The 23,950-nt window shown below is 63.6% G+C and carries 18 protein-coding genes; 10 read left to right on the plus strand and 8 right to left on the minus strand.

Annotated features, from left to right (window positions below):
* Window positions 1–25 precede the first annotated feature (25 nt).
* The 3 genes from gnd to dnaA all read right to left on the minus strand — a co-directional run bounded on the left by gnd (window position 26) and on the right by dnaA (window position 4,000).
* Complete coding sequence (gene gnd / locus LK10_RS05350) at window positions 26–910, minus strand: phosphogluconate dehydrogenase (NAD(+)-dependent, decarboxylating) (RefSeq protein WP_043120770.1); 885 nt, start codon at window positions 908–910, stop codon at window positions 26–28.
* Between the two features lie 49 nt (window positions 911–959).
* A complete protein-coding gene (gene dnaN, locus LK10_RS05355) occupies window positions 960–2,084 on the minus strand; it encodes a DNA polymerase III subunit beta (RefSeq protein WP_043120772.1) in 1,125 nt (374 codons plus the stop codon).
* A gap of 503 nt (window positions 2,085–2,587) precedes the next feature.
* Complete coding sequence (gene dnaA, locus LK10_RS05360) at window positions 2,588–4,000, minus strand: chromosomal replication initiator protein DnaA (protein ID WP_043120774.1); 1,413 nt, start codon at window positions 3,998–4,000, stop codon at window positions 2,588–2,590.
* A 516-nt stretch (window positions 4,001–4,516) separates the two neighbouring features.
* Between dnaA and rpmH the strand changes: the two genes are divergently transcribed.
* The 8 genes from rpmH (at window position 4,517) to LK10_RS05395 (ending at window position 10,248) form a co-directional block, all read left to right on the plus strand.
* Complete coding sequence (gene rpmH, locus LK10_RS21195; RefSeq protein ID WP_005268235.1) at window positions 4,517–4,654, plus strand: 50S ribosomal protein L34; 138 nt, start codon at window positions 4,517–4,519, stop codon at window positions 4,652–4,654.
* Between the two features lie 48 nt (window positions 4,655–4,702).
* Window positions 4,703–5,092, plus strand: a complete 390-nt coding sequence (rnpA, locus tag LK10_RS05365) for a ribonuclease P protein component (RefSeq protein WP_043120776.1) — start codon at window positions 4,703–4,705, stop codon at window positions 5,090–5,092.
* Window positions 5,092–5,502 (plus strand): membrane protein insertion efficiency factor YidD, encoded by a 411-nt coding sequence (gene yidD, locus LK10_RS05370; protein ID WP_156144050.1) that lies wholly within the window; start codon window positions 5,092–5,094, stop codon window positions 5,500–5,502. The genes rnpA and yidD overlap by 1 nt, the downstream gene beginning before the upstream one ends.
* A gap of 9 nt (window positions 5,503–5,511) precedes the next feature.
* A complete protein-coding gene (gene yidC, locus LK10_RS05375) occupies window positions 5,512–6,474 on the plus strand; it encodes a membrane protein insertase YidC (RefSeq protein WP_043120779.1) in 963 nt (320 codons plus the stop codon).
* Between the two features lie 38 nt (window positions 6,475–6,512).
* Window positions 6,513–7,076, plus strand: a complete 564-nt coding sequence (locus tag LK10_RS05380) for a Jag family protein (protein ID WP_043120997.1) — start codon at window positions 6,513–6,515, stop codon at window positions 7,074–7,076.
* A 46-nt stretch (window positions 7,077–7,122) separates the two neighbouring features.
* Window positions 7,123–7,761, plus strand: coding sequence for a 16S rRNA (guanine(527)-N(7))-methyltransferase RsmG (rsmG, locus tag LK10_RS05385; protein WP_043121000.1), 639 nt, complete (start codon window positions 7,123–7,125; stop codon window positions 7,759–7,761).
* A gap of 72 nt (window positions 7,762–7,833) precedes the next feature.
* Complete coding sequence (locus tag LK10_RS05390) at window positions 7,834–8,880, plus strand: ParA family protein (RefSeq protein WP_081998298.1); 1,047 nt, start codon at window positions 7,834–7,836, stop codon at window positions 8,878–8,880.
* Window positions 8,881–8,934: 54 nt separating this feature from the next.
* Window positions 8,935–10,248 carry a ParB/RepB/Spo0J family partition protein gene (locus LK10_RS05395; RefSeq protein ID WP_043120784.1) on the plus strand — a complete coding sequence of 438 codons (1,314 nt, stop codon included), beginning with the start codon at window positions 8,935–8,937 and terminating at the stop codon, window positions 10,246–10,248.
* A 5,290-nt stretch (window positions 10,249–15,538) separates the two neighbouring features.
* On the opposite strand, the gene trxA is transcribed toward LK10_RS05395, so the two are convergent.
* The 5 genes from trxA to LK10_RS05420 form a co-directional block, all read right to left on the minus strand.
* A complete protein-coding gene (trxA, locus tag LK10_RS05400) occupies window positions 15,539–15,868 on the minus strand; it encodes a thioredoxin (protein ID WP_043120785.1) in 330 nt (109 codons plus the stop codon).
* 27 nt (window positions 15,869–15,895) lie between these two features.
* On the minus strand, window positions 15,896–16,876 hold the full coding sequence (gene trxB, locus LK10_RS05405) for a thioredoxin-disulfide reductase (RefSeq protein ID WP_043120786.1): 981 nt from the start codon (window positions 16,874–16,876) through the stop codon (window positions 15,896–15,898).
* A 224-nt stretch (window positions 16,877–17,100) separates the two neighbouring features.
* Window positions 17,101–18,762 carry a hypothetical protein gene (locus tag LK10_RS05410; protein ID WP_043120788.1) on the minus strand — a complete coding sequence of 554 codons (1,662 nt, stop codon included), beginning with the start codon at window positions 18,760–18,762 and terminating at the stop codon, window positions 17,101–17,103.
* A gap of 127 nt (window positions 18,763–18,889) precedes the next feature.
* Window positions 18,890–21,043 carry a murein biosynthesis integral membrane protein MurJ gene (murJ, locus tag LK10_RS05415; RefSeq protein ID WP_043120791.1) on the minus strand — a complete coding sequence of 718 codons (2,154 nt, stop codon included), beginning with the start codon at window positions 21,041–21,043 and terminating at the stop codon, window positions 18,890–18,892.
* A gap of 7 nt (window positions 21,044–21,050) precedes the next feature.
* Window positions 21,051–21,557, minus strand: a complete 507-nt coding sequence (locus LK10_RS05420) for an NUDIX hydrolase (RefSeq protein ID WP_043121003.1) — start codon at window positions 21,555–21,557, stop codon at window positions 21,051–21,053.
* 146 nt (window positions 21,558–21,703) lie between these two features.
* On the opposite strand from LK10_RS05420, the gene LK10_RS05425 reads away from it, so the two are divergent.
* Together LK10_RS05425 and LK10_RS05430 are read left to right on the plus strand one after the other, a co-directional pair.
* Complete coding sequence (locus LK10_RS05425) at window positions 21,704–23,215, plus strand: CCA tRNA nucleotidyltransferase (protein WP_052206987.1); 1,512 nt, start codon at window positions 21,704–21,706, stop codon at window positions 23,213–23,215.
* On the plus strand, window positions 23,212–23,793 hold the full coding sequence (locus LK10_RS05430; RefSeq protein ID WP_043120793.1) for a histidine phosphatase family protein: 582 nt from the start codon (window positions 23,212–23,214) through the stop codon (window positions 23,791–23,793). The genes LK10_RS05425 and LK10_RS05430 overlap by 4 nt, the downstream gene beginning before the upstream one ends.
* The last annotated feature ends 157 nt before the right edge of the window (window positions 23,794–23,950 follow it).

The following is a 23,950-nucleotide window of genomic DNA, read 5'->3' on the forward strand; positions in this document are numbered from 1 at the left end:
CGAGACCGTCCTTTCCCCGACCCTGCTACTTGGCAGGACGCGTCGCGTGGCCACCGAACTGGTGGCGCAGCGCGGAGACCATCTTCATCGCAGGCGAGCTGTCCTCACGCGACTCGAACCGTGCGAAGAGGGCGGCCGTGATGGCCGGGGCAGGGATCGCGTTGGCGATGGCTTCCTCGACGGTCCAGCGCCCCTCGCCCGAGTCCTCGACGTAGTCACCGATGTTGTCGAGTCCCGGGTCCTCCTCGAGAGCCTTGACCAGGAGGTCCAGGAGCCACGAGCGGACGACGGTGCCCTTCTGCCACGCGCGGAACGTCCCCGGGAGATCCGTGATGATGTCCTTGGCCGCCAGGAGCTGGTACCCCTCGGCGTACGACTGCATGAGGCCGTACTCGATGCCGTTGTGAACCATCTTCGCGTAGTGGCCGGCGCCGATCCCGCCCACGTGGACGAAGCTGTCCGCGCGCTCGCCCTCGGGGCGCAGCGCGTCGAAGATGGGCATAGCAATTTCGATGTCCTCGGCTTCGCCACCGGCCATGAGGCCGTAGCCGTTCTGGAGCCCCCAGACGCCACCGGACACACCGCAGTCGACGAAGTGGATCCCCTTCTGGGCAAGTTCAGCCGCGTGCCGCTGGTCCTCGGTGAACCGTGAGTTGCCGCCGTCGATCACGAGGTCGCCCTCGGAGAGCTTCTCGCAGAGTTCCTTGACCACCGCGTCCGTGATCTCACCCGCCGGGACCATGACCCAGACGACGCGCGGAGTCGGCAGAGCAGCGACGAGGGCCTCGATCGATGCGACGTCGGCGACGTCCTGGTTCCGGTCGTAGCCCGTCACCTCAAGGCCGGCGCGGCGTGCCCGCTCGCGCATGTTGAAGCCCATCCTGCCGAGGCCGATCAATCCAAAGTGCATGGTGTTCCTTTCGACGAGGCGTGTGGTTCCGAGCTAGCGGGATCGCCGCCTAGTTGGGGAGACGGACTGGCATGACGAGGTAGCGGTAGCCGATCTCGTCGTCGCCCTCGAGCTCCCGCTGGGCCGTGAGCATCGCGGGCTTGGGCGCACTCGTGAAGGAGAAGCGCACGTACGGAGCTTCGATGACGCTCAGTCCCTCGATCAGGTAGTGGGGGTTGAAGGCCACGGTGATGTCCTCGCCAGTGAGGTGGGCCTCGAGTTCTTCGGAGGCCTGCGCGTCCTCGCCCGTGCCGGCGTCGAGCGCCACGAGGCCGTCCGAGAACGCCAGCCGGACGGGGGTATTGCGTTCGGCGACCAGAGAGACGCGGCGCACCGCCTCGACGAGCTCCTGGGTGGAAACGATCGCGTGGATCGGCGTGGTCTCGGGAAAAAGCGAGCGGATCTTCGGGTAATCGCCATCGACGAGGAGCGACGTCGTGGTGCGGCCGCCGCTTTCGAAGCCGATGAGGCGCGAGTCGTCGTCTGCGAGGGCGATGTTGAGCTCGCCTGCCCCGCCTAGGGTCTTCGCCACTTCGTTGAGGGTCTTTGCTTTGACGAGTGCGCTCGTCGACACAGACGGCGACGCCGGCTTCCACGGGATTTCACGGAGCGCCAGCCGGTACCGGTCGGTTGCGAGGAGGGTGATGAGTTCGTCTTCGAACTCCATGCGAACACCGGTGAGGATCGGCAAGGTGTCATCTCGGCTCGCGGCGATGATCACCTGGGAGACGCCTCGGGCGAACGCGTCCCCGGAGACGGCTCCTGTCAGGGGTGGCAGCGCCGGAAGCGGCGGGTATTCCGCTTCGGGCATGGTTGCGAGGTGGAACGAGCTTCGGCGGCACGTGAGCGTGACCTTCGAGCCGTCAGTCTCGACGTCTACGGGTGCGGCAGGGAGACTGCGGCAGATATCGGCCAGGAGGCGCCCGGAAACGAGGATCGTACCTTCGGTGCTGATCTCAGCGGGGATCTCAAGCCGTGCGGATGTTTCGTAGTCGAAGCTGCTCAGGCTGACAACGCCGTCGTGCGCTTTGAGCAGGAGGCCGGAGAGGACGGGGACCGGAGGCCTAGGGGAGAGGGAACGTGCCGCCCAGCTCACTGCCTCGGTGAGGACATCCCGCTCGACTCGGAACTTCACGGAAGGGTTCCCGCCTTTCAACGATTTCGGTGCGTGGCGCTGCGCAGATTGGTGCATGGCCCTGTGCGCACTGGGGACAGCTTAGCCGCAAGATCGGCGGCTCGTTCAACGGCCGGTGGTCTTCAGTGGCTTGGATGGGCCAAGCGCGTGGAGGCGGGGTTCCTGTTGTCTAACGGATCTCAGATTTTTTGGGATTCGTGGTGTTAATAACTGCTGTGGAAACTGTGGAAAACCCTCTTCTGACCAGCGACGACGCGGGGTCAGCTTGTTCACGAAGTGTTGAGTGCGTGCGGATGGACAGGCGACCGGCTGTGGAAGCCCAGATTCTTGTCATTCGCTCTCTCCACAACCCCTGGGGGACTTTTAAGGCCATTGAAGGGGGATGTGCACTTAACCGCCCACAGGGTTGTCCACAGCCTGCTGTTAATAAGGAATGACAAGAAAGCTGTTCGGCTTCCGACAGTCCCTGCACAGGGCGGGACGAGGCCGTAATGCGGCTGGCGTCAGACCCCCCGCTGGGCCTGCTTGATCTTGTTCGTGAGCTCGGTGACCTGGTTGAAGATTGCCCGTCGCTCCGCCATGAGCTCTCGGATCTTCCGGTCGGCATGGATCACGGTCGTGTGGTCGCGGCCGCCGAGGACCTGGCCGATCTTCGGAAGCGACATGTCCGTGAGCTCACGGCACAGGTACATCGCGATCTGGCGCGCGGTCACGAGAGTCCTCGTCCGGGACTTGCTGTTGAGCTCTTCGATGGTGAGCTTGAAGTAGGCCGCCGTCTCCTGGAGGATCTGGTCCGCTGTGATCTCGAGGGCGGAATCGTCGGTGATGAGATCCTTGAGGACCATTTCGGCAAGGGCAACGTCGACCGGCTGCTTGTTGAGGCTCGCGAATGCCGTGACCCGGATGAGTGCGCCCTCGAGTTCGCGAATGTTCGAGGCGATCCGGGAAGCGATGTACTCGAGCACATCGTCCGGTGCGTACAGGCCCTCACTGTTCGCCTTCTTCCGGAGGATCGCGATACGGGTCTCGAGGTCCGGCGGCTGGATGTCGGTCAGGAGGCCCCACTCGAACCGGGACTTCATGCGGTCCTCGAAGCCATGCAGGGCCTTCGGCGGTTGGTCCGAGGTGATGACGACCTGTTTGTTGCTGTTGTGGAGGGCGTTGAACGTGTGGAAGAACTCCTCCATGGTTCCCGTGCGGCCCGCGAGGAACTGGATGTCGTCGATGAGCAGGAGATCGACGTTGCGGTACGTCGTCTTGAAGCTGGTTCCCTCGTCGTCGCGGATCGAGTTGATGAAGTCGTTGGTGAACTCCTCCGAGTTCACGTAGCGCACCCGGATACCCGTGTAGAGGCGCCTCGCATAATGGCCGATCGCGTGCAGGAGGTGCGTCTTCCCGAGTCCCGAGTCGCCATAGATGAAGAGCGGGTTGTAGGCCTTGGCAGGAGCCTCGGCCACCGCAACGGCCGCCGCGTGCGCGAAGCGGTTGGATGCCCCGATCACGAACGTGTCGAACGTGTACTTGGGGTTGAGCCGGCCGAACTCCTGAGACGTGCTCGGCGGGGTGGGGGCAGGGCGGAGGTCCGGGATGGCTTCCTGGCGCTTGACCGGCTCGAAGATCTCTTCCCGCGCCGGCAGCATCTCGGTGTCGACGTCGATGGCGCAGCGGACGTCGTCTGAGAAGACGAGGCGGAGGGCCGTATCGAGCGGCTCTTTGAGCTGAGTCTGGAGGACCTCACGGGTCAGCTCGTTGGGGACGGCGACGAGCAGCGTCGATCCGATGAGTCCTTGGGCCTGGGCGAGGGCAACGAATCCGCGCTGCCGAGGCGAGACGCGGTCGTCTTCCTCGAGCAAGCGCACGACGCGCCGCCACGAGCTGCCAACCGTGTTGGCCTCGTTGGCCTCCTCAATGCCCATATGCCCTTCTCGCCGCCTTCTGCCAGTGGTTTCGCCGCTCCCTTTGTCCACATGGCTGTCCACATGCAGGAGGGGGGCGCACTGAGCAAGCCTAGAGTACGGAGAATCCAGATGAGAACTGGGGAGAGAGGGTCAGTGAATTACACTGATGGAGTTCACCGCGCCTGCCGCACCAGCTCGCTGTCCACAGGCTGCACGTGCAATTCACCACAGCTGGGGAAAAAGAACCGAGAGCTGGCTTCGCAGTGTGAGACAGCCTTCGAGGCGTAGGCCGCGGAGAGCTGGCGTTTTCGCGCGCCAGTTTGACGGCCGGACGGCTCCTGCCCTAACGTCATTAAGTCCTTTGTGTCTGTCTACTGTCCTGTCGCATGCCCTCGGACGCCGTTGGAATCAGCTGATGCTGCCCATGGCGACCGGCATGAGGCGCGGCGGGGCGGCAGGCACCGCCTATACAGCGTCCGCCAGAGCCACCCGCGCCCCCTGGGCAGACGCCCCGGAACCACTGGAGTGACAACCGTGAGCAAGCGGACTTTTCAGCCAAACAACCGCCGTCGTGCCAAGAAGCACGGCTTCCGCCTTCGTATGCGTACCCGTGCCGGCCGTGCCATCCTGGCCGCCCGCCGCTCGAAGGGCCGCTCGGAACTCTCGGCCTGACGCCGCACCCGGCTTGGCCTCAGCAGTGACGCGGCTCTAGCGGTCAGGATGCTTCCTGCCCGGCATCGGCTGCGCACGAGCGCAGACTTCTCGCATACCGTACGTTCCGGCGTCCGACAAGGGCGCCGGAACGTCGTGCTGTATGCGGCCCTTTCGGACGACGGCGCTCCCTCGCGGTTCGGCTTCATCGTCTCCAAGGCGGTGGGGAACGCTGTCACCCGGAACCTCGTTAAGAGGAGGCTGAGGGAAGTTGGCGCAGAGACCCTGAGGGAAAGGCCCACGGGTGTCGACGTCGTCGTGCGCGCTCTGCCCGCCGCGTCGTCCGCGGACTGGACCGCCCTCCGCAGCGACTACGCATCCGCACTCCGCGGGGCGCTGCGAAGGCTTGAGCCGTCGCAGGAAAGCGGGGCTTCGCCCGACGGAACGGAGGTTGGCTGATGGCTGCGGTGAGCGACGCCGCTGGTGCGCGCATGCCCTCCAAGGCCGCGACCGTCGTCGGACGCGCTGTATGGGACCTCCCTCGCAACCTGCTGATCCTGCTGCTCACGGCGTACCGAGCCGTCATCTCGCCTCTCTACGGGCAGGTGTGCCGGTTCTATCCGTCCTGCTCGGCCTACGCGCTCGAAGCCGTCACAGTCCACGGGGCTGTGCGAGGATCTTATTTGGCAGTTCGTCGGCTCGCGCGCTGCCACCCCTGGAATTCCGGAGGGCTTGATCCGGTGCCCGATGGGCACCGGCACTGGCCCGAAGGCTGCACGCCGCGGATCGTGGTGCTGAACCACCCCGACCGCTACTGGAAGGACGAGTCGGACTCCGGCCCTGCCAGCGATGACGACACGAGGAAATAGGGAAAATTCATGGACCCGTTAAGCGCCATACTGCTGCCCTTTGAGTGGCTGGTCTCCTTTGTGATGGTGGCCTTCCACGAGGCGCTTTCATTCCTGGGCATGCCATCGGGGAACGGTTGGACATGGACCCTCTCGATCATCGGCCTCGTGCTCGTGATCCGCGGAGCCCTCATCCCTGTCTTTGTCCGCCAGATCAAGGCGCAGCGGGGCATGCAGCTGCTCCAGCCGGACCTTCAGAAGCTTCAAGCCAAGTACAAGGGCAAGACCGACCAGCTCTCGCGCCAAGCCATGGCACAGGAGCAGATGGCCCTGTACAAGAAGCACGGCACGAACCCCTTCTCGGCCTGCCTCCCCATGGTCATCCAGATGCCGTTCTTCTTCGGGCTCTTCCGAGTTCTCTCGAACGTCAGCAGCGCGCAGAGCAACAACCCCGGCATCGGGGCGATGACCACCAGCCAGGTCAACCAGTTCCACGGTTCTGAGATCTTCAGCGCCCCGCTCTCGGCCTCGCTGCTGCACGGCGGTGGCGGGAATGCCGTCGTCGTCGCCATCCTCTCGATCTTCATGATCGTCGCGATGACCGCCTCGCAGTTCATCACCCAGAAGCAGATCATGGCGAAGAACATGTCCGACGCTGCGATGCAGAGTCCGTTCATGCGCCAGCAGAAGATCCTGCTCTACATCCTTCCGCTTGTCTTCGGCATCGGCGGCATCAACTTCCCGATCGGTGTTCTGATCTACTGGACGATCAGCAACCTCTGGACCATGGGCCAGCAGTTCTACGTCATCCGCCGTATGCCGGCCCCCGGCTCGCCGGCAGCGCGGGCGCTCAACGAGCGCCGCGCGGCGAGGGGCCTCGCTCCCATCGACGTGACGACCGGCAAGACCATGAAGGCCGAAGATATTCCGGAACCCGTGCAGCCCAAGGGGCAGCGCCAACAGCCTCAGCGCAAGAACAGGAGGAAGAAGTGAGCCCTGCTGAAACTGCCGCCGAGCGTGGCACCGAAGACATGGACTTCGAAACCAACGAGGGCGAAGCCGAGACGCCTGCAGTCGATCCCGAGGGTGCCGAGGACGCAGGCGACGACGCCACCGCGACCCCGCTGAACCGTCTCGAGGAGGAGGGCGACGTCGCCGCCGACTACCTCGAGGAACTCCTCGACATCGCCGACATCGATGGCGACATCGATATCGAGGTGCGAGGTGGGCGTACCTATCTTTCGGTCATCGCCGATGAGAGCAGCAACAGCGGTCTGACCGCGCTCGTGGGCCAGGGCGGCGAAGTGCTCGACGCTCTTCAGGAACTCACTCGCCTGGCCGTGCTCTCGCAGACCGGCAACCGTTCGCGCCTCGTGCTCGACATCAACGGCTACCGTGGGCAGCGCGCGAAATATCTGCACTCGCTGGCTGAGGAGGCGGTCGCCAAGGTGAAGTCCGACGGCGAGGCCGTGCACTTGGTGCCGATGAGCTCTTACGAGCGGAAGATCGTGCATGATGCCGTGGCAGATCTTGGACTTGTGAGCGAGTCCGAAGGCGAGGGCGCCAAGCGCCACATCGTCGTCTCCGCTGACTGACGTGGCAGAGGACTTGGCTGCCACTCCGTCAGCGGGCGACGGCGGCCTGCCGCGCCTTGAGGGGCGGGAACTCGTCGCTGCCGAGAAGATCTTCGGCGAACGGCTCGACCTTGCCGCCCGGTATGTTGAACATCTTGCGACCTCGGGCCTCGAACGAGGGCTCATCGGACCGCGTGAGGTTCCTCGGCTGTGGAGCCGGCACGTTCTGAACTGTGCGGTGATCGAGTCCGAGTTCGCGGCCGAAGCGACGGTGGCGGATGTTGGCAGCGGAGCCGGACTGCCTGGGTTGTGCCTCGCCTTGGCGCGGCCAGATCTCACGCTCGTCCTCATCGAACCGCTTGAGCGGCGGGTGGTCTGGCTCGAGGAAGTCGTCGCGGACCTCGGTCTTGAGAACGTGCGTGTACTGCGCTCTCGTGCCGAGCAAGCGGTGGATCATGTGACGGCGGACTACGTCACTGCCCGAGCCGTCTCGGCTCTTTCGAAACTGGTCCCGATCACCCTTCCATTGTTGCGTGGATCGGGGTCGCTTGTGGCGATCAAGGGCCGCAGCGCCAGCGAAGAAGTCGAGAGCGCAGCCAAGGCAATCAAGAAGTATCGAGGGCACAGCCCGGAAATCAAGGTCCTCGGCGAGGGTCTCCTTGAGGAGCCGACGACGGTAGTACGGATCGCCGTCGGCACCGCCTGATCCGGGGCGAGGGTGGGGCTACCCGCTAGGCTAGAGTGAAGGACATCGACGCGACCCGGGAGTGAGTGAACAGTGGCTAGTGACGAGTCATCGGCTCAGCGGATTCCGCCCTTCGTGGCCCTAGGACCCGCTCGATCGACGACTGTAGCACCGTCACCTTCTTCTAAACTCGCAAAGGTTCCATCCGTTTCACGTGAAACCTCCTCTCCCAAAGGAGCGTCGGGCAACGGGTCCGCTATCACCATCGATGAATCGAGTCCGATTGGTAGCCAACTGGCGAACGAGACTAAGCGCCGAGAGCGCTTGAGCCAGCGCAAGCTCCGGCGTCCGGGCGCGACCCGCATCTTTACGGTGTCGAATCAAAAGGGAGGCGTCGGCAAGACCACGACGACGGTGAATATCGCCGCTGCCCTCGCTGCGTCTGGGCTCAACGTCCTGGTCATCGACATCGATCCGCAGGGAAATGCGTCGACTGCGTTGGGGATCGAGCATCATGCTGAGGTCGAGAGCATCTATGACGTTCTCATCAACGATGTCTCTTTGGGTGAAGTAGTCCGATCGTGCCCGGATGTCGAACGACTTGAGTGCGCGCCCGCAACAATCCACCTTGCAGGCGCCGAAATCGAGCTCGTCTCGCTGGTAGCCCGTGAGCAGAGGCTCCGTCGTGCGATCGAAATCTACGCGAAGGAGCGGGAGGCGCAAGGCTTGGAGCGCCTCGACTACATCTTCGTTGACTGCCCACCCAGTCTAGGATTGCTCACCGTCAATGCGTTCTGCGCTGCCAACGAGGTGCTCATCCCGATCCAGTGCGAGTACTACGCTCTTGAGGGCCTAAGCCAGCTGCTGAGCAACATTGAAATGATCCAGAAGCACCTGAACGCAGATCTTCGCGTCTCGACGATTCTGCTGACGATGTATGACGGCCGCACCAACCTTGCCGCACAGGTTGCGGCAGAGGTACGGGAACACTTCCCCCAGCAGGTTCTTGAGGCTGTCGTTCCGCGTTCTGTCCGTATTTCAGAAGCCCCGAGCTACCAGCAGACGGTTATGACCTACGATCCGTCTTCCACTGGTGCTCTCTCCTACATGGAGGCGGCGGCGGAAATCGCTGAGCGCTGATTTGCATACTGGTCATACCCTCAGTTCTGAGGGTCCGAAGGAGGAAGTTCGCGCATGAGCGAGAAGCGCCGTGGACTGGGCCGTGGCCTGGGGGCTTTGATTCCAAGCTCAGGAGCTGCTGCTGGCGGTTCTGGTTCAGCGTCACGCCCTGTCGACCTCTTCTTCCCGGAATCGCGGAATCCCACCCAAGCCGAGGAAGAATCCAAGACTCCCGCGCGGCCTGATACTGGCACGCCCGCGGCGGATGCCGGCACCACTCGTGGGGCCGCCGATCAGGCAGCAATTGAGGCGGAATCGCGCGCTGAGAGTGGATCCCTCGATTCAGCTTCAACTGGCGCCGTTGTGACTTCGTCCATTCAGCGCTCGGGCGCCGCTTCGAGGTCGCTCGAGGAAGAGGGAGTGTCAGAAGGTTCGGAGGCTGGCACTGGCAAGTCTGCCGACGTCGACGCTTCCAAATCGGGTAGCGCGGCCGGAGGCAGAAGCAAGACCCACTCCTCCCAGGGCGCGTCGAGTGCCGACGGTGAAGGAGCCGACGAACTTGATTTGGTTGAAGTCCCGGGAGCTCAATTTGCAGAACTTCCGGTCACATCGATTCACCCCAACCGCAAGCAGCCCCGCAGCGTCTTCGATGAGGACGAAATGGCGGAGCTTGTGCACTCCGTCCGCGAGATCGGCGTGCTTCAACCGATAGTTGTTCGGAAGTCAACCGATCTTGGTAGCGAGAGCTATGAGATCGTCATGGGTGAACGCCGGTGGCGCGCGGTACAGCAAGCTGGCCTTGAGACCATTCCAGCCATCATCCGTGATACGAGCGATGATGACCTTCTCCGCGATGCTCTCCTCGAGAACCTGCATCGAAGCCAGCTGAACCCGCTTGAAGAGGCAGCTGCGTACCAGCAGCTGCTCGAAGACTTTGGGACGACTCACGAAGAACTTGCTGATCGCATCGGTCGCTCGCGTCCTCAAGTTTCCAACACCATTCGTCTCCTTCGGCTGCCTCCGCTTGTCCAACGCCGCGTCGCCGCAGGTGTTCTCACTGCCGGCCATGCTCGTGCTCTGCTGTCGCTCCCAGATGCGGGAGCAATGGAAAGGGTCGCCCAGCGCATTGTGGCGGAGGGGCTCTCGGTTCGAGCAACGGAAGAGGCCGTAGCTCTGTATCAGGATCCGGGGGAGCCGCGGCGCTCGAACATCCCGAAGCCAAATGCTCGGCATGAGCGGCTCGATTTCCTAGCGTCGACGCTCGCGGATCGCCTCGACACCAACGTCAAGATCACACTCGGAGCTCGCAAGGGTCGTGTCAGCATCGAGTTCGCCAGCGTCGAGGACCTCAATCGAATCATGGGCGTGCTGAACCCCGGTTCGGAGTAGACTTCCAGCATTCAGGCAAGGGCCGCTCGCGTAACGGGCGGCCCCTACTATTTGCCCTGGCGTTTCACGTGAAACAGGACCAGGGAAGGTCGTCGGGTCCCGCGGGGGCGAGAAAGGGCTAGGAGCAGACCCTTACGACGAAGAGATCGCGGCGTTCTCGCTTTTGGCTCCCTTCCTAGGTGCTTCGCAGCGCTTCGGCTGGGAAGAGACCGCAAAACAAAGTCCCTGAGGTTGTTGCTCGCGCTTCGATACCTCCGAACGAGCCGACACGGTGGCAGAGTTGGGAGAGAACGGAGGGTTTGAATAGGGTCTTTTCCTTGGTCCTGTCGAGGTGTGCATCCTGTAGGAGCGCCGCAGAGGCCTTAGAACTCATCTCGGCTCCGTTTCAAGGGATTCCATGCAGTGGCACTTTATGAGCAACGAGCATGAGGGGCGATTCGAGCTCGTCTCGCGGATAGGTTCGTATTTGAGAAGAGGGCACCTTTCCCTCCATTTGGGCTAGTCGCGTTCCTCCCTGGGTGGGCGTAGCCACAATACGCGTTTACCTCGCGCGCGGTAGGGGTGGCTGCCGATAACCGGGGTGTAAGTGAGCCGATAGGGATGCAAAGACGCCCTCATTCATTGTCGGTTCAAGAGGCGAAAAGCCCGGGCGATCGCGGTGATCGCGGTGGGGCGCACATGCTTGGCTGGCTTCAAAAGCTCGACGATTTCGATCGGCGACGTCCGGACGAGCTGGACCTGAATCCATTCCCGCTCTCTGGGCGCGGAGGGCTCTATTCGGACCTCGTGCGGCACCTCTGGGCGGTTCTGCAAGGTTGGACGGCTGCGACGAGCAACTGCATATCCCGGTTTCCACTTGCGTCCCAGAATTCGTGATGAGCCCCTGATGTGCGGCATTGGTCAGGGGGGAGCTGGGCCTCAAGAGAGATCTTGGCCCATTACTGATTCGGACCGAATGCCAGGTCGGCTGTAGGGGCCCTCAGATGCCCACGGGAGAGTGAAATAGGCGGTCCGTGGGTTTGCCCGACAGGGGGTCCCTGAGTTTGTTGGTTCACGGCGTCGCCACCTCTGCCTGACGTAGCAGCGGTGTCAGCTCATTTCCCTGCGGTGAAGCGGGCCCGACGGCCACCCACGGTGTGTTTCACCTGCCACTGCGCGTTTCACGTGAAACATCTCCGGCGGCCAGTGGGGTCGTTCTGACTCTCCGACTCACTGCGAACCCAACATCAGACGAAAGCTGTCCTGCGGTGTGAGAAGCGCAGAGGAACGAGACGAATGAGCCGGATCTGCCTGAGAGCACCGCCGGCATGCTCGCGATTGAAGGATAGGACATGATCGGTTAGCGCGTCGGACGACTAAAGCCCTCTGGCTACCACCCTCGTCTGGGGAGGATTGTCAGATTCCCGTGAAGGACGAAGGCTCACATCGCCGGCCTGTGGCAGATGAAGCGGTCAGACGTCGCGGATAGTTGTCAAAGGAATTGCTGTGGCGGCAGCTTTGCCTAGTAGCTGAGAGAGCCAACCTGGGGGCGGAGGGCCGTTATTATCGAGGCTTTCGCGACCAGACCTGCCGGTTTCCCTGGAACAGGGATGGACGTGCCCCCCAAGAACGGTGAAGTTCCCCCACCCCTGAGGTGGATAGGAATTGGAGTCGCGGACGCCGGACAGTGTCCATCGCACAGACCAGAGCTGCATTGGATGCTATGACAGTCTCACGCCCTTTTGACGCGGTTTAATCAATGCCCCTCCAAGAGGAGCCTCTCCAAACGACATGCGCCTGAACCTACAGATGCCCTGGGTCCGTCACTTGCCATCGTGTGCGGGCCCAAACGAGGGCATCCGGTGCCGTCCACGCACGGCGGGCGGTCCGGCTGAATGCTGGCCGGGAACGAGCCGGGATTCCATGGGGCAGTAGTCCTGGGTGAGGTGAGTGATGCGCCAGAGAGGCGATCCCTGCGCGGCTGCGTGGACGCTTGGGAGAGGGAATCAGAGGTGAGTCGGTGGGGCGTCCGTGCGATGCGCGGTTTCGGTCGCGAGGGGGCGCCGCGTCGGAGCGGGTGCCGGCGCGGATGCAGCGGTCACGGGTCTTCCTTTCCCTGCTGAACCTTCAGTCGCCGCGGGGCTTCGAGCTATGGGATCGGCACTGTTCGGAAGGTAGGACAAGGACCCAGAGGAGGAGACACAAGTAGCAGGTATGCATGTTTCACGTGAAACGCCACCTTCCCCGCTGTCAGGAGGGGGTGGTCGGCGAAAGCGGGTAGCCAGTGTCCTCGCTTTGCTGGACAGAGGTGTGCCGCTGCGCCAAGGCATAACGACATGTGAGAGGGGCGAGCAGCCGTCGGAATCATTGGTATCCGTTGTGGAATCTGCTGTGGATAACCGGCGCAGAAAACTCCACAGGCGGCCCGCCGCGGTGTGGATAACTTGCTGGTCGAATGCGTAGAACGGAAGCGCCCGCCGAACGGGTTCGAGCTCGCCGGTCTGCAAGGATCGGCCCCTGCGCCGCGATCGTCCACATGAGGAGTGAACCAGCGTGAGGAATACAGGAGGGAGGGCAGATTTTGCGCTCTGGGGTGCGAAATCTGTGCGAAATGAAACCTTTGCGGGGCAACTGAGATCGGGGTCTGGCGACCGCGTTGGACTCTCGTCGGCCTGGAGCTCTGTGAGCTCTCCTTCGGGTCTGATCGCCATCTTGCGTGAGGCAATTGCGTCTTTGGGTTTCCCACAGCCCGATGGGCCCGCTTGTGGATAACTTCTGTGGACCATCATGTGGATAACGTGGTGCGGCTTCGTTGCTCGGCTCTCCGAAAGATCCACTGCGAGCTATGAGGGGCCGCGTCCCGTTCAGATCGCTGTCGCCCTACGTGAGGGCCGGACGGTCTACAAGGGACGTCTAAGAGTCGGACCCCCACGCGTGCGCTCGAGCGGCAAGGCAGATGGCCCGGCCACACGTATACATGATGGAGGCGCGCGACCGAGGGAAAATTACGCTACTGCAGCGACGGTCGGCGCCGGGGTCGGGAGTTCGGAAGTCTGGAACCTTGCTAGTACTCAGCGGGAGAGCACCAAAGCACCTTGAGGAGGAAAGCTCGCGGGGGAGCTTGAGACCCGACCGGGAGAGACTTGGGTAGCGGGGATTGGGTGTCCCTTTGGGGCAGGACAACCGTTAGCCGGGAGGGCAGGACAAGCGTTGGCACCGGGCAATCGGAGTAGGCCGCTGCTATCGCCCATTCGTCACTCGAAGCGGGCGGGCATCGTCCCACTAGACGGTGTGCTGGAGATCGGTTGGCAGCTGACACGGGCATCTGCCTGCTCGGTGGACCTCTAGGCGGGCTGATGGGACAAAGAGTAGAGGACGTGGGGCGTGGGGTAGTGGTCTGGTCTCTTTGAGTGGAGTCGTGGTCTGCTGAGGGGCTCGACTACGACGACTGGTGGCGCAGGACATCTCGGCGATTTGGTGCCCCGAGGAGCACTGCCAGCTGATGCGGTAAGCCCGTCCGCTTACGCCATATGGGCCTGCGAGGCCAGCCAGGTTGGCCTACGCGGCCAGATTGGCGAGACGTACGCGCTGTTTCACGTGAAACAGCCGGCCGAGCTTTTGTCGGATCTGAGCTTCGTTCAATACCACGATGGAGGACGATGGCGGTTTGGCCCAGGATCGGGTTCGTGGTCATCCTTCTGTGAACCCGGATTGAGCTCCCGTTGCGGCGGGGGTGACAGCGATCCGGTCTTGCCGGAAAGATGGAGGGCTCGACTGGCCAAAATGGGCGTTGACGCGGCGAGCGGCCTAGAACGACCACCCAGACGTACCGAATACTGGCGCAACATCACGTACGGATCGTCCAGGCTCTCCCGGTCTAGGCTCTCGCGGGCCCATGGCACTGATAGGCCTAGACAGAGCGGTCAGCGCAGCGCGTGGAGCGATGGATTCCCGTCAAGGTGCAATGTTCTCCGCAGGATCCTGCGATTGCCGCTCGCGTCGGACATCGCCGTACACCGCGCTGGCGCCCGATGATGCGCGGCCCCATGGACGAGCATGATCGGCGAATGGGCCCACCTCGCGACGATGGCAAAGGCTGGGATCTACCCGACTGATCGAGCTGAGAATTGAGCGGGAGAGAGAACCCTTCCGGCCTTGATGGGCAATGGGCCCCATTTGGTCAGTTTGCGCAGAACGGCGCACGAAAGTGCCCGTTAGTACAGGATCTGGCGTGTGCAGGTGAAGGATCGTACCGATGCTTGCAGATCAGCCCCGGGGACTTTCCATCTCAGGAGGCGTCCGTCTTGAGCGGGAAGGGCGCATGAGCGCTTCACTCGAGTCCGGTAAAGCCCAAGAGTATCGTTCTGACTCCTGGTTTTGACCGCGTCGAGACGGGGCCCGGATCGAACAGATGAGCGGCGGCAGCAGTGCTCGAGTGTCCGCGAGAAGGAGGCGGCCGACGCCTCAGTGCCGGTTGAGAGGCGGAACGGGCGGAACATCGGGCCGCTGCGCTTTGAGGTTTACGAAGTTGCGAGCAGCCTGACCCGCTCCGATTCCCTGATCCTCCTGGGTTTCGAGAGCCGCTTCTGCCGGGCCAGTCGCCAGAAAGCAAACTCGTTTAGTCGATTCGAGCCCCACAGTCGGCCGGCGCGCCCGAACGGGCGCAGTAGCGGGATGCCTACCGGTCACAGACGGCATGCAGAACGCTGGGCAGCTCGCCTATATCGTTCGCCTATTTCCCCTGTAGAGCTTGCTGATGATGTTTCAGCTGTCGCGGCTCTTTCCCACTCAAGAATCGAAGGTGCGAATGGGCATGCCACAAGTAGGCTTTTCGTAGCCCACGTTCGCCTGCACTATTTTGGACTGCCGCTTGCTGTTTCACGTGAAACACCGCGATGAGGACAGAACCAACGTGAAACAGGGCAGCGAGAACAAAAGGCCCCCATCGTGGAAGCGCTACTGCCCGCTGCTGCCTCGTAGATGGCTGAGCAACGTGGTCACCCCTCTTTGTGGGTAGCTCGGGCTAGGACCTTGAGCAAATGCGCTTGAAGTTTTGCCCAGAACCTGAGAATTGCACAGTCCCGATTTGTTGGGCGTGAAACCCTCACCCGTCGCCGGGCTCGGGTCTGACGAGGCGCGCTAGCCGATCTAGGCTGCCGTGAACTTCAGTCGGTCGGTCCTTTCCCAGCCGCCAACCGCCGGTCGCGCTCTCGTTTCACGTGAAACAGGACGGCTCATATGAGGATCCAGGAGACCAAAACAAAAAGCGAGGGACGCGGGCACGCCGCATCCCTCGCTTTTGCGCCGGAGGCTACTTGCTCAGAACCTCAGACCACTCCTTTTCGAAGTACTGCTTCGGCCGAGCACCGATCACAGTGCCGGTCACCTTACCCTTTTCGAAAAGGTAAACGGCGGGGATAGAAGTAATCCCGTATTCGGCGGCGATATTCGGGTTGTCGTCGACGTTCACCTTCACGACCTCGACCTTGTCCGAGTACTCGACGGAGATGTCGTCGAGGATGGGTCCGACCTTGCGGCAGGGACCGCACCATTCGGCCCAGAAATCCACAATGACAGGCTTCTCGGCGAGGAGAACCTCATCCGTGAACTGGGCGTCGGTGACGTCTTTGGCGTTGCTCATGTCTGCCTTCCGATCAGAGGGGATAAATTAGGCGTGCTGGGTTGCGAGGGTCGGCACTTCGAGATTTGCAAGGTAGTGCTCAACGTCCAGAGCCGCAACGCAACCGGATCCGGCTGCGGTAATGGCTTGTCGGTAGGTGGGATCAACGACGTCTCCAGCCGCGAAGACCCCGGGGATACTCGTACGCGACGTCCGACCCTCTACTGCGATCGTGCCTTCGGGGGTGAGGGCCAAAGTGCCCTTCACGAGCTCTGTCCGGGGATCATTGCCAATTGCGACGAAGATCCCAGTGACGTCGAGCTCAGACTCGGAACCATCGACGGTGCTCCGGAGAACGAGGCCGGTTACCTTGTCCTCGCCACGAACGTCGGCAACCTCGCTGTTCCAGGCGAACTTGATCTTTTCGTGTGCAAGAGCGCGATCGGCCATGATCTTTGACGCACGCAGCGAATCGCGGCGGTGCACAACGGTGACTGAGCGCGCGAACTTGGTGAGGAAGAGAGCCTCCTCCATTGCCGAATCTCCACCGCCGATGACCGCAATGTCCTGATCCTTGAAGAAGAAGCCGTCACAGGTAGCACACCAGCTAACGCCGTGACCTGAGAGCCGCTTCTCATTCGGCAGGCCGAGCTCCCGGTAAGCCGACCCCGTCGCGATCACCACCGCACGAGCCAGATGCTCCTCACCGTTGCCGAGCACCACCCGCTTGACCTCGCCTTCGAGATCAACCGACGCGACATCCTCGAACTCGATCTGCGCGCCGAACTTCGCTGCCTGCTGCTCGAGCTTGTCCATGAGCTCGGGCCCCTGAACCCCGTCCGGGAAGCCCGGGAAGTTCTCGACTTCGGTGGTGTTCATCAGCTCACCGCCAGCCGTGACCGAACCAGCGAAAATCAACGGCTTCAGGTTGGCTCGCGCTGTGTAGATGGCCGTTGTGTAGCCGGCAGGGCCTGATCCAACGACGATGACGTCCCGCACCTCGGCGGCGTTGCTATCGGCAGTGCTCACGGGCGTATAACCTCTTCTTCTGACGCGCTGGACTCAGTACGTTCACAGCTCACAACATGTCGACGAGCGCCGGTATTCCGGGAACCGTCGCCCTTCAAGCGTACCGAAACGCCGGCGCGCGCATTGAACTGGCATGAAACGTAAAGGAAGGACACGGAAAGGGCGCCCCAGCTCGTAAGCTCGAGGCGCCCTGGCCGCGGCGGCCATGGCCGCCGTCGTTCGTCTTACTGGACCTTGATCTCCGCGAGTCGGAGGCCGTAGGGGTACACCTTGTAATTCGCGAGCCGCGGCAAAGCGTTGATCTGGATGAGGACGTACTGCGCCTTCACGGCCGACGGCAGCTGGAACACGAGCTGTGGCCCATTGAACGAGCTCGTGCCAGCCAATGCCGCCCCACCGAGATCTGGGGTCGCGTTCGTGTAGACGCTCACGCTGCCCCCGGTTGCACCGAGCTGGTCGAGCTCGACCTGCTTGATATCCGAGACGCTCTGCAGCTTCACCGCGAGCGTGACGCTCTTGGCGAATCCGCCCCAATCCTCGCGTGCGAACTCCATGTCAGACCAGTAGCTCGCAGGATTGCCGTCGTAGGTCGCGACCAGCTTCGCGTCGAATTGATCCGCGAACGTCAGATCGCTCGGGTTGAGGCGCGAGACAGAATCGATGACTGGCGCGACAACAGGAGCTGGCGCGCGCGTCTGCCCAGGCGAAGGGGTGGCCTGGGTTGGCTGGGCCACCGATGGTGCGTTCGACGCCGGCTTCGAACCGCTGGCCTGCGGCTGGAAGACGCTGCCAAGCGTCGTGAATGCGAAAATGAGAGCCGCGATCAGCACGATGGCGAGAATGCCGCCGACAAGCCACGGCACCGACTTCGGACGCGTTGACTCATCGTCCTCTTCCAGCTCGTCGTCGCGGTCGAAGATGCGGTCCGAGCCACTTCCCCAACCGGCTCCTCGGGCCTCGGCCGGGAAGGCCGTTCCGCGGGTGGGACCGGACGGGCCTGCCGGTGCGGTAGGTGCCTTCTGTACCGGCTGTGTCGCATCGCCGTACTGCGTCGATTGCTCGTACTGTGCTGGTCGCTCGTACTGGGCCGGCTCTCGGTGTGACTCGTTGTATCCGGCCGGCTGTCCGCTGGCTGGAGTCGCAGGAGCGCGGTTGTCCGGACGTGTCTGAGGGCCAGCATCTGTGCGGTCCGACGTGCCGGAGGAGGCCGGCCAAGGTGTCACCTTCGGCGGGTTCGGGATTTGCGACCCGGCTGCGGCAGCTGCTGCCGCAGCCGCAGCAGCGCCTCCGCCCGGCGCGCCACCCGACCGACCGCGCGACTCTTCGGAGGGACCCTCGGCGGATCGCGGCGGCGCGGCGGGGGGCGGCGGGACTGGGCGGGGCTGCGCGGCCGGTGCTGGCCGTTGCTCACGGGGAGCCTCCGGCCGGGCGTCGTCGGGGTGCGCGTTCGGGTAACGGATGTAATCGTGGTCGCCATGCTCGTACAGGCCGTCGTACGTCTCCGGCTCGCGTGAACGCGACTCGCCGAAGATCTCGCTCCCCAAGGTGTCCGTGAAGAATGGTTCGACGTACGGCGCGTCCTGGGCCACGATCAGGTCGAGCAGGTCTGCGGCTGCGGCGTGGTTCGTAATGAGGTAGGTCGCCTCATGGCTTGTTCCGAGATCCAGCACCTGGATGCCGACGTGACGTTCGCCGGTGGCGACTTCCCGCGCGCTCTGGGCGAGCTGTTGGGAGTTGTGCGGCGCGGAAACGAGGATGCTGACGGGACGGTTGAGGATCTGATCCACTCCGTCGAGGACCAGGTCTCCGTCATGCGACTCAATGATCGAGGACGTGACCTTGTACCGACCGCCGAGCACACTGCCGACGTCGATGGACTGGGACACGGGTACCTCCTGGACAGTCTGCCCCGCCAGCCCGGACACGCCGGGCGCTTGCTATCACTCGATCCTAGCGGACGGCACCCCCACTGCTTGTTTCACCTGGCTCCGTTGATGCATCCAAGGGCATCGGTCAGAGGTCACGGAAGTGGGGATTGCGCCCCGGAGGACCCTGATAGGTCCTGCGCCCCGGCAGGGGTTCCTGCCGCGAGGACCCGGGCCGGGCGCGGTACATGCTCGGATCGAACTGACCCGAAATCCGCGGAATGATTCCCGTGTCATCCGAGAGAGTCGGGGCGCTTTCGCGAAGAGCATAGACCGGTTCCCTCGAGCGGGCGGTCTCTTCGGCGTACCCGTAGTCAGGGACGTCGTAGCCCGAGTCGTCATAGCCAGTGGAGCCATATCCGTGGGCCGCGCCCTCGTAAGGGGTGCTCTCGTACGCCGCGCCCTCGTACGCACCGGCTTCATAGCCGTGGGGAGCGCCGTCGTAGCCCCCGCCCTCGTAGCCGTGCGCGGCGTCGTCGTACGCAGCCGCCTCGTAGCCCGCGGCCCCCTCGTAGCCGGCGGGAGCCCCGGCGTCGTGCGCTGGCTGGGCGGGCGACGGCGCGGCCCCCCTTCGGCCGGTGAGGCGCCCCATGATCGGGCGCAGGAGGTCGCGGAGCTCGGTCACGCCGAAGATCCGGAGCAGGGCGAGGTAGACGAGCAGCATCGCAACGCCGATCACGATGATCGAAAGCAACGCCGCGAAGCTCGAGCTCCAGATGAACCCCCTCGAGGAGAGGCCGCCCAGCAGCCACACCGCGAGCCCTCCGGCGACGGCCGCGCCAAGGGCGGCGTAGCCCATGCGGATGTAGGAGCGGGCCACGGTCACACCGTCCAGGTTGCCGAGCTTGCGCCGCAGGTAGGCACCGCTCAGCACGACGGAGAGGATGTTCCCGACCGTGTACAGCGTGGCGATGGCGAAGATGATGTAGCGAGCCGGCAGGAACTGGATGACCGTTGCGCCGACTACGTTGAGGATGCCGAGCCAGACCTGGACCTTGAAGGGGGTCTTCGCGTCCTCGTAGGAGTAGAAGACGCGGGACATCATGAAATTCGCGCTGAGGAACGGCGTGCTCAGCGCGAGGATGCTGAGGGTCTGGGCGAGCATGACGCCGTCGGTGGCTGATCCGCCGGAGAAGAACCGGCCGAGCGGAGCCGCGAGGGCGAACAATGCCAGGGCGCTGAAGACGGTCGCGACGGCCATGGTCCGCAAGCCTTGGGAAAGCGCAATCCGAACGCCGCGGCGATCACCCGCTTGGGATGCCGCCGTCATCCGATTGAACAGGACGGTGGCGAGCGAAAGCGCGATGATCGAGTGCGGCAGGAGGTACAGCTGGCTCGCCATCTCGAGGACGGTGTTACCGGGGATGAACTGCCACGAGGGGTTCCCCGCCTGTCGGAGCTGCTCGCGCACGGCGCCCGGTTGGGACGCGATCTTCATGAGGTAGAGGAAGGTCAGCTGGCCCACGGCCGTGGTGGCGAGCGTCCAGATCCCGATCCTCGCCGCCGCACCGAGCCCGACGCCGCGCCATCCGAACTTGGGCCGCAGGCCAAGGCCCAGCCGGCCTACGGGGATGAACAGCATGGCGGTCTGGATGACGACGCCGACCGTGGACGCACCCGCGACAAGCAGGGTCTGCGGGGTTCCCCAGGATTCGATCGTGTGCGGGTTCGCGGCGTTCGTTCCGAAGATCCAGATGAACATGCCGAGGCCAGCGATGGCGACGATGTTGTTCACTAGCGGCGCCCACATCGCGGGCCCGAAGGCGCCGTGCGCGTTGAGGACCTGGGTCAGGAGCGCGTACAGGCCGTAGAAGAAGATCTGCGGAAGGCACCAATACGCGAAGACGGTGGCGAGCGCTAGCTGCTGTGCACTGTAGTCGGACGTCGTGAGCCGCATGACGATGGGTGCACCGATCGTCACGAGCCCCGTGAGAACGAAGGTGACGACCACCCCCAGCGTGAGCAGGCGACTGATGTAGTCCGCACCGCGGTCAGGGGCTCTGCTTGCCTTGAGGATCTGCGGGACGAGAACCGTGTTGAAGACGCCGCCCGCGACGAGCAGGAAGATGAGGTTCGGCAGGTTGTTCGCGTTGACGAACGTGTCCGTGACCGTAGAGCCGAGGCCCAACGCGTACACAAGGAGCAACTGCCGCAGGAAGCCGAGTACTCGGGAGAGGAGCGTGCCGACCGCCATGACCGCGCTGGATCTGGCCTCGGATCGCCCGGCTTGGGCTGCCGTCATCGAACCGTCACTTCAGTAGATGCTCCGGGAGCACTTCCCGGGCGAGGTCCGCGATGCGCCGCTCGTTCGGAAACGAGAGGCGGCGCGAGAGTTCGGAAATGGGCACCCACGCGACGTCGACGGCCTCCTGGTCGGGATCGTTCTCGATGGTCAGTTCGCCGCCGACGGCTTGGAGCAGATAGTGGTGGACCGTCTTGTGGACGCGGTGCCCCGTGACGGTGAACCAGTAGTCAATGCTGCCGAGGGGCGCAAGGATCCGGCCATCGATGCCGGTTTCCTCGCTGATTTCGCGGACAGCCGCGCTCTCGTTCGACTCACGGCCCTCGGGATGCCCTTTGGGAAGGCACCACTCGAGGCGCCCGCCCCGATTGAGCCGCGCGATGATCGCTACGGGAAGATTCGGATTGTCCGTATCGACGATGACCCCGCCCGCCGAGATCTCCTCGACGGTCGGGAGCGAGTGAATATAGGTATGACCCGCCGGGGCGACGTGCGGCCCGATCGCGGACGGCAGCGGCGCACCCCTCCTCTTCTGAGGATCGCTCGGCAGCGGAATCACCATGCAGTCCACTCTAACCAGAAGCCTCTCGCGATGACTCATGGTCCGCCGCGTCACTCGGATCTGTAAGTGCCTCTCCGATCTGCGAAGCTTTAAGGGCTATGGCAGGAGAAGACTCGAACTGGGCGCGCACGACGGCGCCTGAATCACCGTCCGTCGGCTTCGCCGTCGAGCCCGTGGCGCTCGAAATCGGGCGCCGCTTCGTCGACGCCGGTTTTGAACTTTCGCTTGTGGGCGGACCAGTGCGGGACCTGTTCCTGGGCCGGAAGTCCCCAGACTTAGACTTCACGACCAACGCCACGCCTGATGAGACCCTGTCTGTGATCAAGGGTTGGGCTGACGCGTTCTGGGAGATCGGCAGGGATTTCGGCACGATCGGACTGCGGAAGCAAGGCTTCCAGATCGAAGTGACGACGTACCGCGCGGAAGCCTACGACCCGGAGTCACGCAAGCCCGCCGTCGCGTTCGGCACCTCGCTCGAGGACGACCTCGGCCGCCGCGACTTCAGCATGAACGCCATGGCGCTCCGCCTCCCGTCACTCGAACTCGTGGACCCGTTCGGCGGTGTGCGCGACCTTCATGCGGGCATCCTCCGCACCCCCGGGGCCCCCCAAGATTCGTTTTCGGACGATCCGCTGCGCATGATGCGCGCGGCGCGTTTCGCCTCACAGCTCAAGGTGGACGTAGCGCCTGAGGTTCGTGACGCGATGACGGCAATGGCCGGCCGCATCTCGATCGTCTCGGCTGAACGCGTCCGCGACGAGCTGGTCAAGCTCATCAACGGAGCCGCGCCCCGCACCGGCGTCGACCTCCTCGTCGACACCGGGATCGCCGACGTCGTGCTTCCCGAGGTGGGCGCACTGCGGCTCGAGGTGGACGAGCACCATCGCCACAAGGACGTGTACCAGCACTCGCTCACCGTCCTCGAGCAGGCTGCTGCTCTCGAGACTGGTCCCGACGGGCCAGTGCCCGGCCCGGACTTCGTGCTGCGCTTCGCGGCACTCCTGCACGACATCGGGAAGCCGGCAACACGCCGCTTCGAGCCCGGTGGCGCCGTCTCCTTCCGGCACCACGACGTCGTCGGATCGAAGCTCGTCAAGAAGCGCATGCGCGAGCTGCGTTTCGACAACGAGACCATCAAGGCGGTCGCACGCCTGGTCGAGTTGCACATGCGCTTCTACGGATATGGGGACGCCGGCTGGACCGATTCGGCTGTTCGCCGCTACGTCACCGACGCGGGGCCACTGCTTGAACGGCTCCACCGGCTCACGCGCTCCGACGTCACGACCCGCAACCAGCGCAAAGCGGACCGGCTCTCGTTCGCCTACGACGACCTCGAGCACCGCATCGCCGAACTCGCCGAGCAGGAGGAACTCGCCGCGATCCGCCCCGACCTTGACGGGCAGCAGATCATGCAGATCCTGGGGGTCCCTCCCGGACCGCTCGTGGGGCGGGCCTACCGGTACCTGCTCGAAGAGCGCATGGAGAACGGGCCAGCCAACGAGGAAGAGGCGCGGGCCAAGTTGCTTGAATGGTGGGCGGCGCAGCCGGAGAACGCTGAGGGCGCTGTAAAGGCTGAAGGCGCTGTTAAAGAGGAGAAGGAGAGCGAGTGAGCACCGAGGACTTCGGACTGCCGAGGCTGTGGCTTCTGCGGCATGGTGAAACTGAGTGGTCCAAGAGCGGCCAGTACACCGGGCTCACAGACCTTCCACTCACCCCCGAGGGTGAGGACCAGGCGCGAGCGGCGAAGGCAGCGCTCGACGGTGTGCACTTCGGGCTGGTGTTCACCTCGCCGTTGCAGCGGGCGCGAAGGACGGCGGAGCTCGCCGGCTTCCCGGAGGCAGAGCTCGAGCCGAACGCGGTCGAGTGGGACTACGGCGACTACGAGGGCGTGCGCTCGGCCGATGTGCGGCGCACGAATCCGAGCTATCTCATTTGGAAGGACGGCGTTCCCAACGGCGAGACTCTCTCCGAGGTGGCGGCCCGGGCGGACCTGATCGTCGATCGCGTTCTCCACTCCGGAGCGGAGAATGTGCTGCTGGTGGCCCATGGTCACTTCTGCCGAATCCTCACCGCACGGTGGCTCGGCATGGTTCCGGTGGAAGGCCGTCATTTCATTCTCGGTACGGCTAAAGTCTGCCGTCTGGGGTGGGACAAGAAAACGCCCGCCGTCGAGGCATGGGGACTTTAGCCGCCGCGATTCCCAGATTTTCTGATTTTTCTCTTGCCTTTTCTTCGAAGGGTGAGTTAGCTTTGCTTTGTGCTTCTGAGGCTCACTGGCCTCAATCACCCGGTACCGGCGTATTAGAGCGCTGGGCCATTCGGTAGCAGAGGGGGTAGGGACAATG

The organism is Sinomonas humi (genome assembly GCF_000802235.1).
Classification (GTDB): domain Bacteria; phylum Actinomycetota; class Actinomycetes; order Actinomycetales; family Micrococcaceae; genus Sinomonas; species Sinomonas humi.

Bases quoted from the DNA above. Each gene is read 5' to 3' on its own strand.
- yidD (WP_156144050.1), top strand. From the start codon at position 5,092: ATGGCTGCGGTGAGCGACGCCGCTGGTGCGCGCATGCCCTCCAAGGCC.
- dnaA (WP_043120774.1), bottom strand. From the start codon at position 4,000: ATGGGCATTGAGGAGGCCAACGAGGCCAACACGGTTGGCAGCTCGTGG.
- LK10_RS05395 (WP_043120784.1), top strand. From the start codon at position 8,935: ATGAGCGAGAAGCGCCGTGGACTGGGCCGTGGCCTGGGGGCTTTGATT.
- rnpA (WP_043120776.1), top strand. From the start codon at position 4,703: ATGCTTCCTGCCCGGCATCGGCTGCGCACGAGCGCAGACTTCTCGCAT.
- trxA (WP_043120785.1), bottom strand. From the start codon at position 15,868: ATGAGCAACGCCAAAGACGTCACCGACGCCCAGTTCACGGATGAGGTT.
- murJ (WP_043120791.1), bottom strand. From the start codon at position 21,043: ATGACGGCAGCCCAAGCCGGGCGATCCGAGGCCAGATCCAGCGCGGTC.
- LK10_RS05380 (WP_043120997.1), top strand. From the start codon at position 6,513: ATGGACTTCGAAACCAACGAGGGCGAAGCCGAGACGCCTGCAGTCGAT.
- LK10_RS05425 (WP_052206987.1), top strand. From the start codon at position 21,704: ATGGCAGGAGAAGACTCGAACTGGGCGCGCACGACGGCGCCTGAATCA.
- yidC (WP_043120779.1), top strand. From the start codon at position 5,512: ATGGACCCGTTAAGCGCCATACTGCTGCCCTTTGAGTGGCTGGTCTCC.
- gnd (WP_043120770.1), bottom strand. From the start codon at position 910: ATGCACTTTGGATTGATCGGCCTCGGCAGGATGGGCTTCAACATGCGC.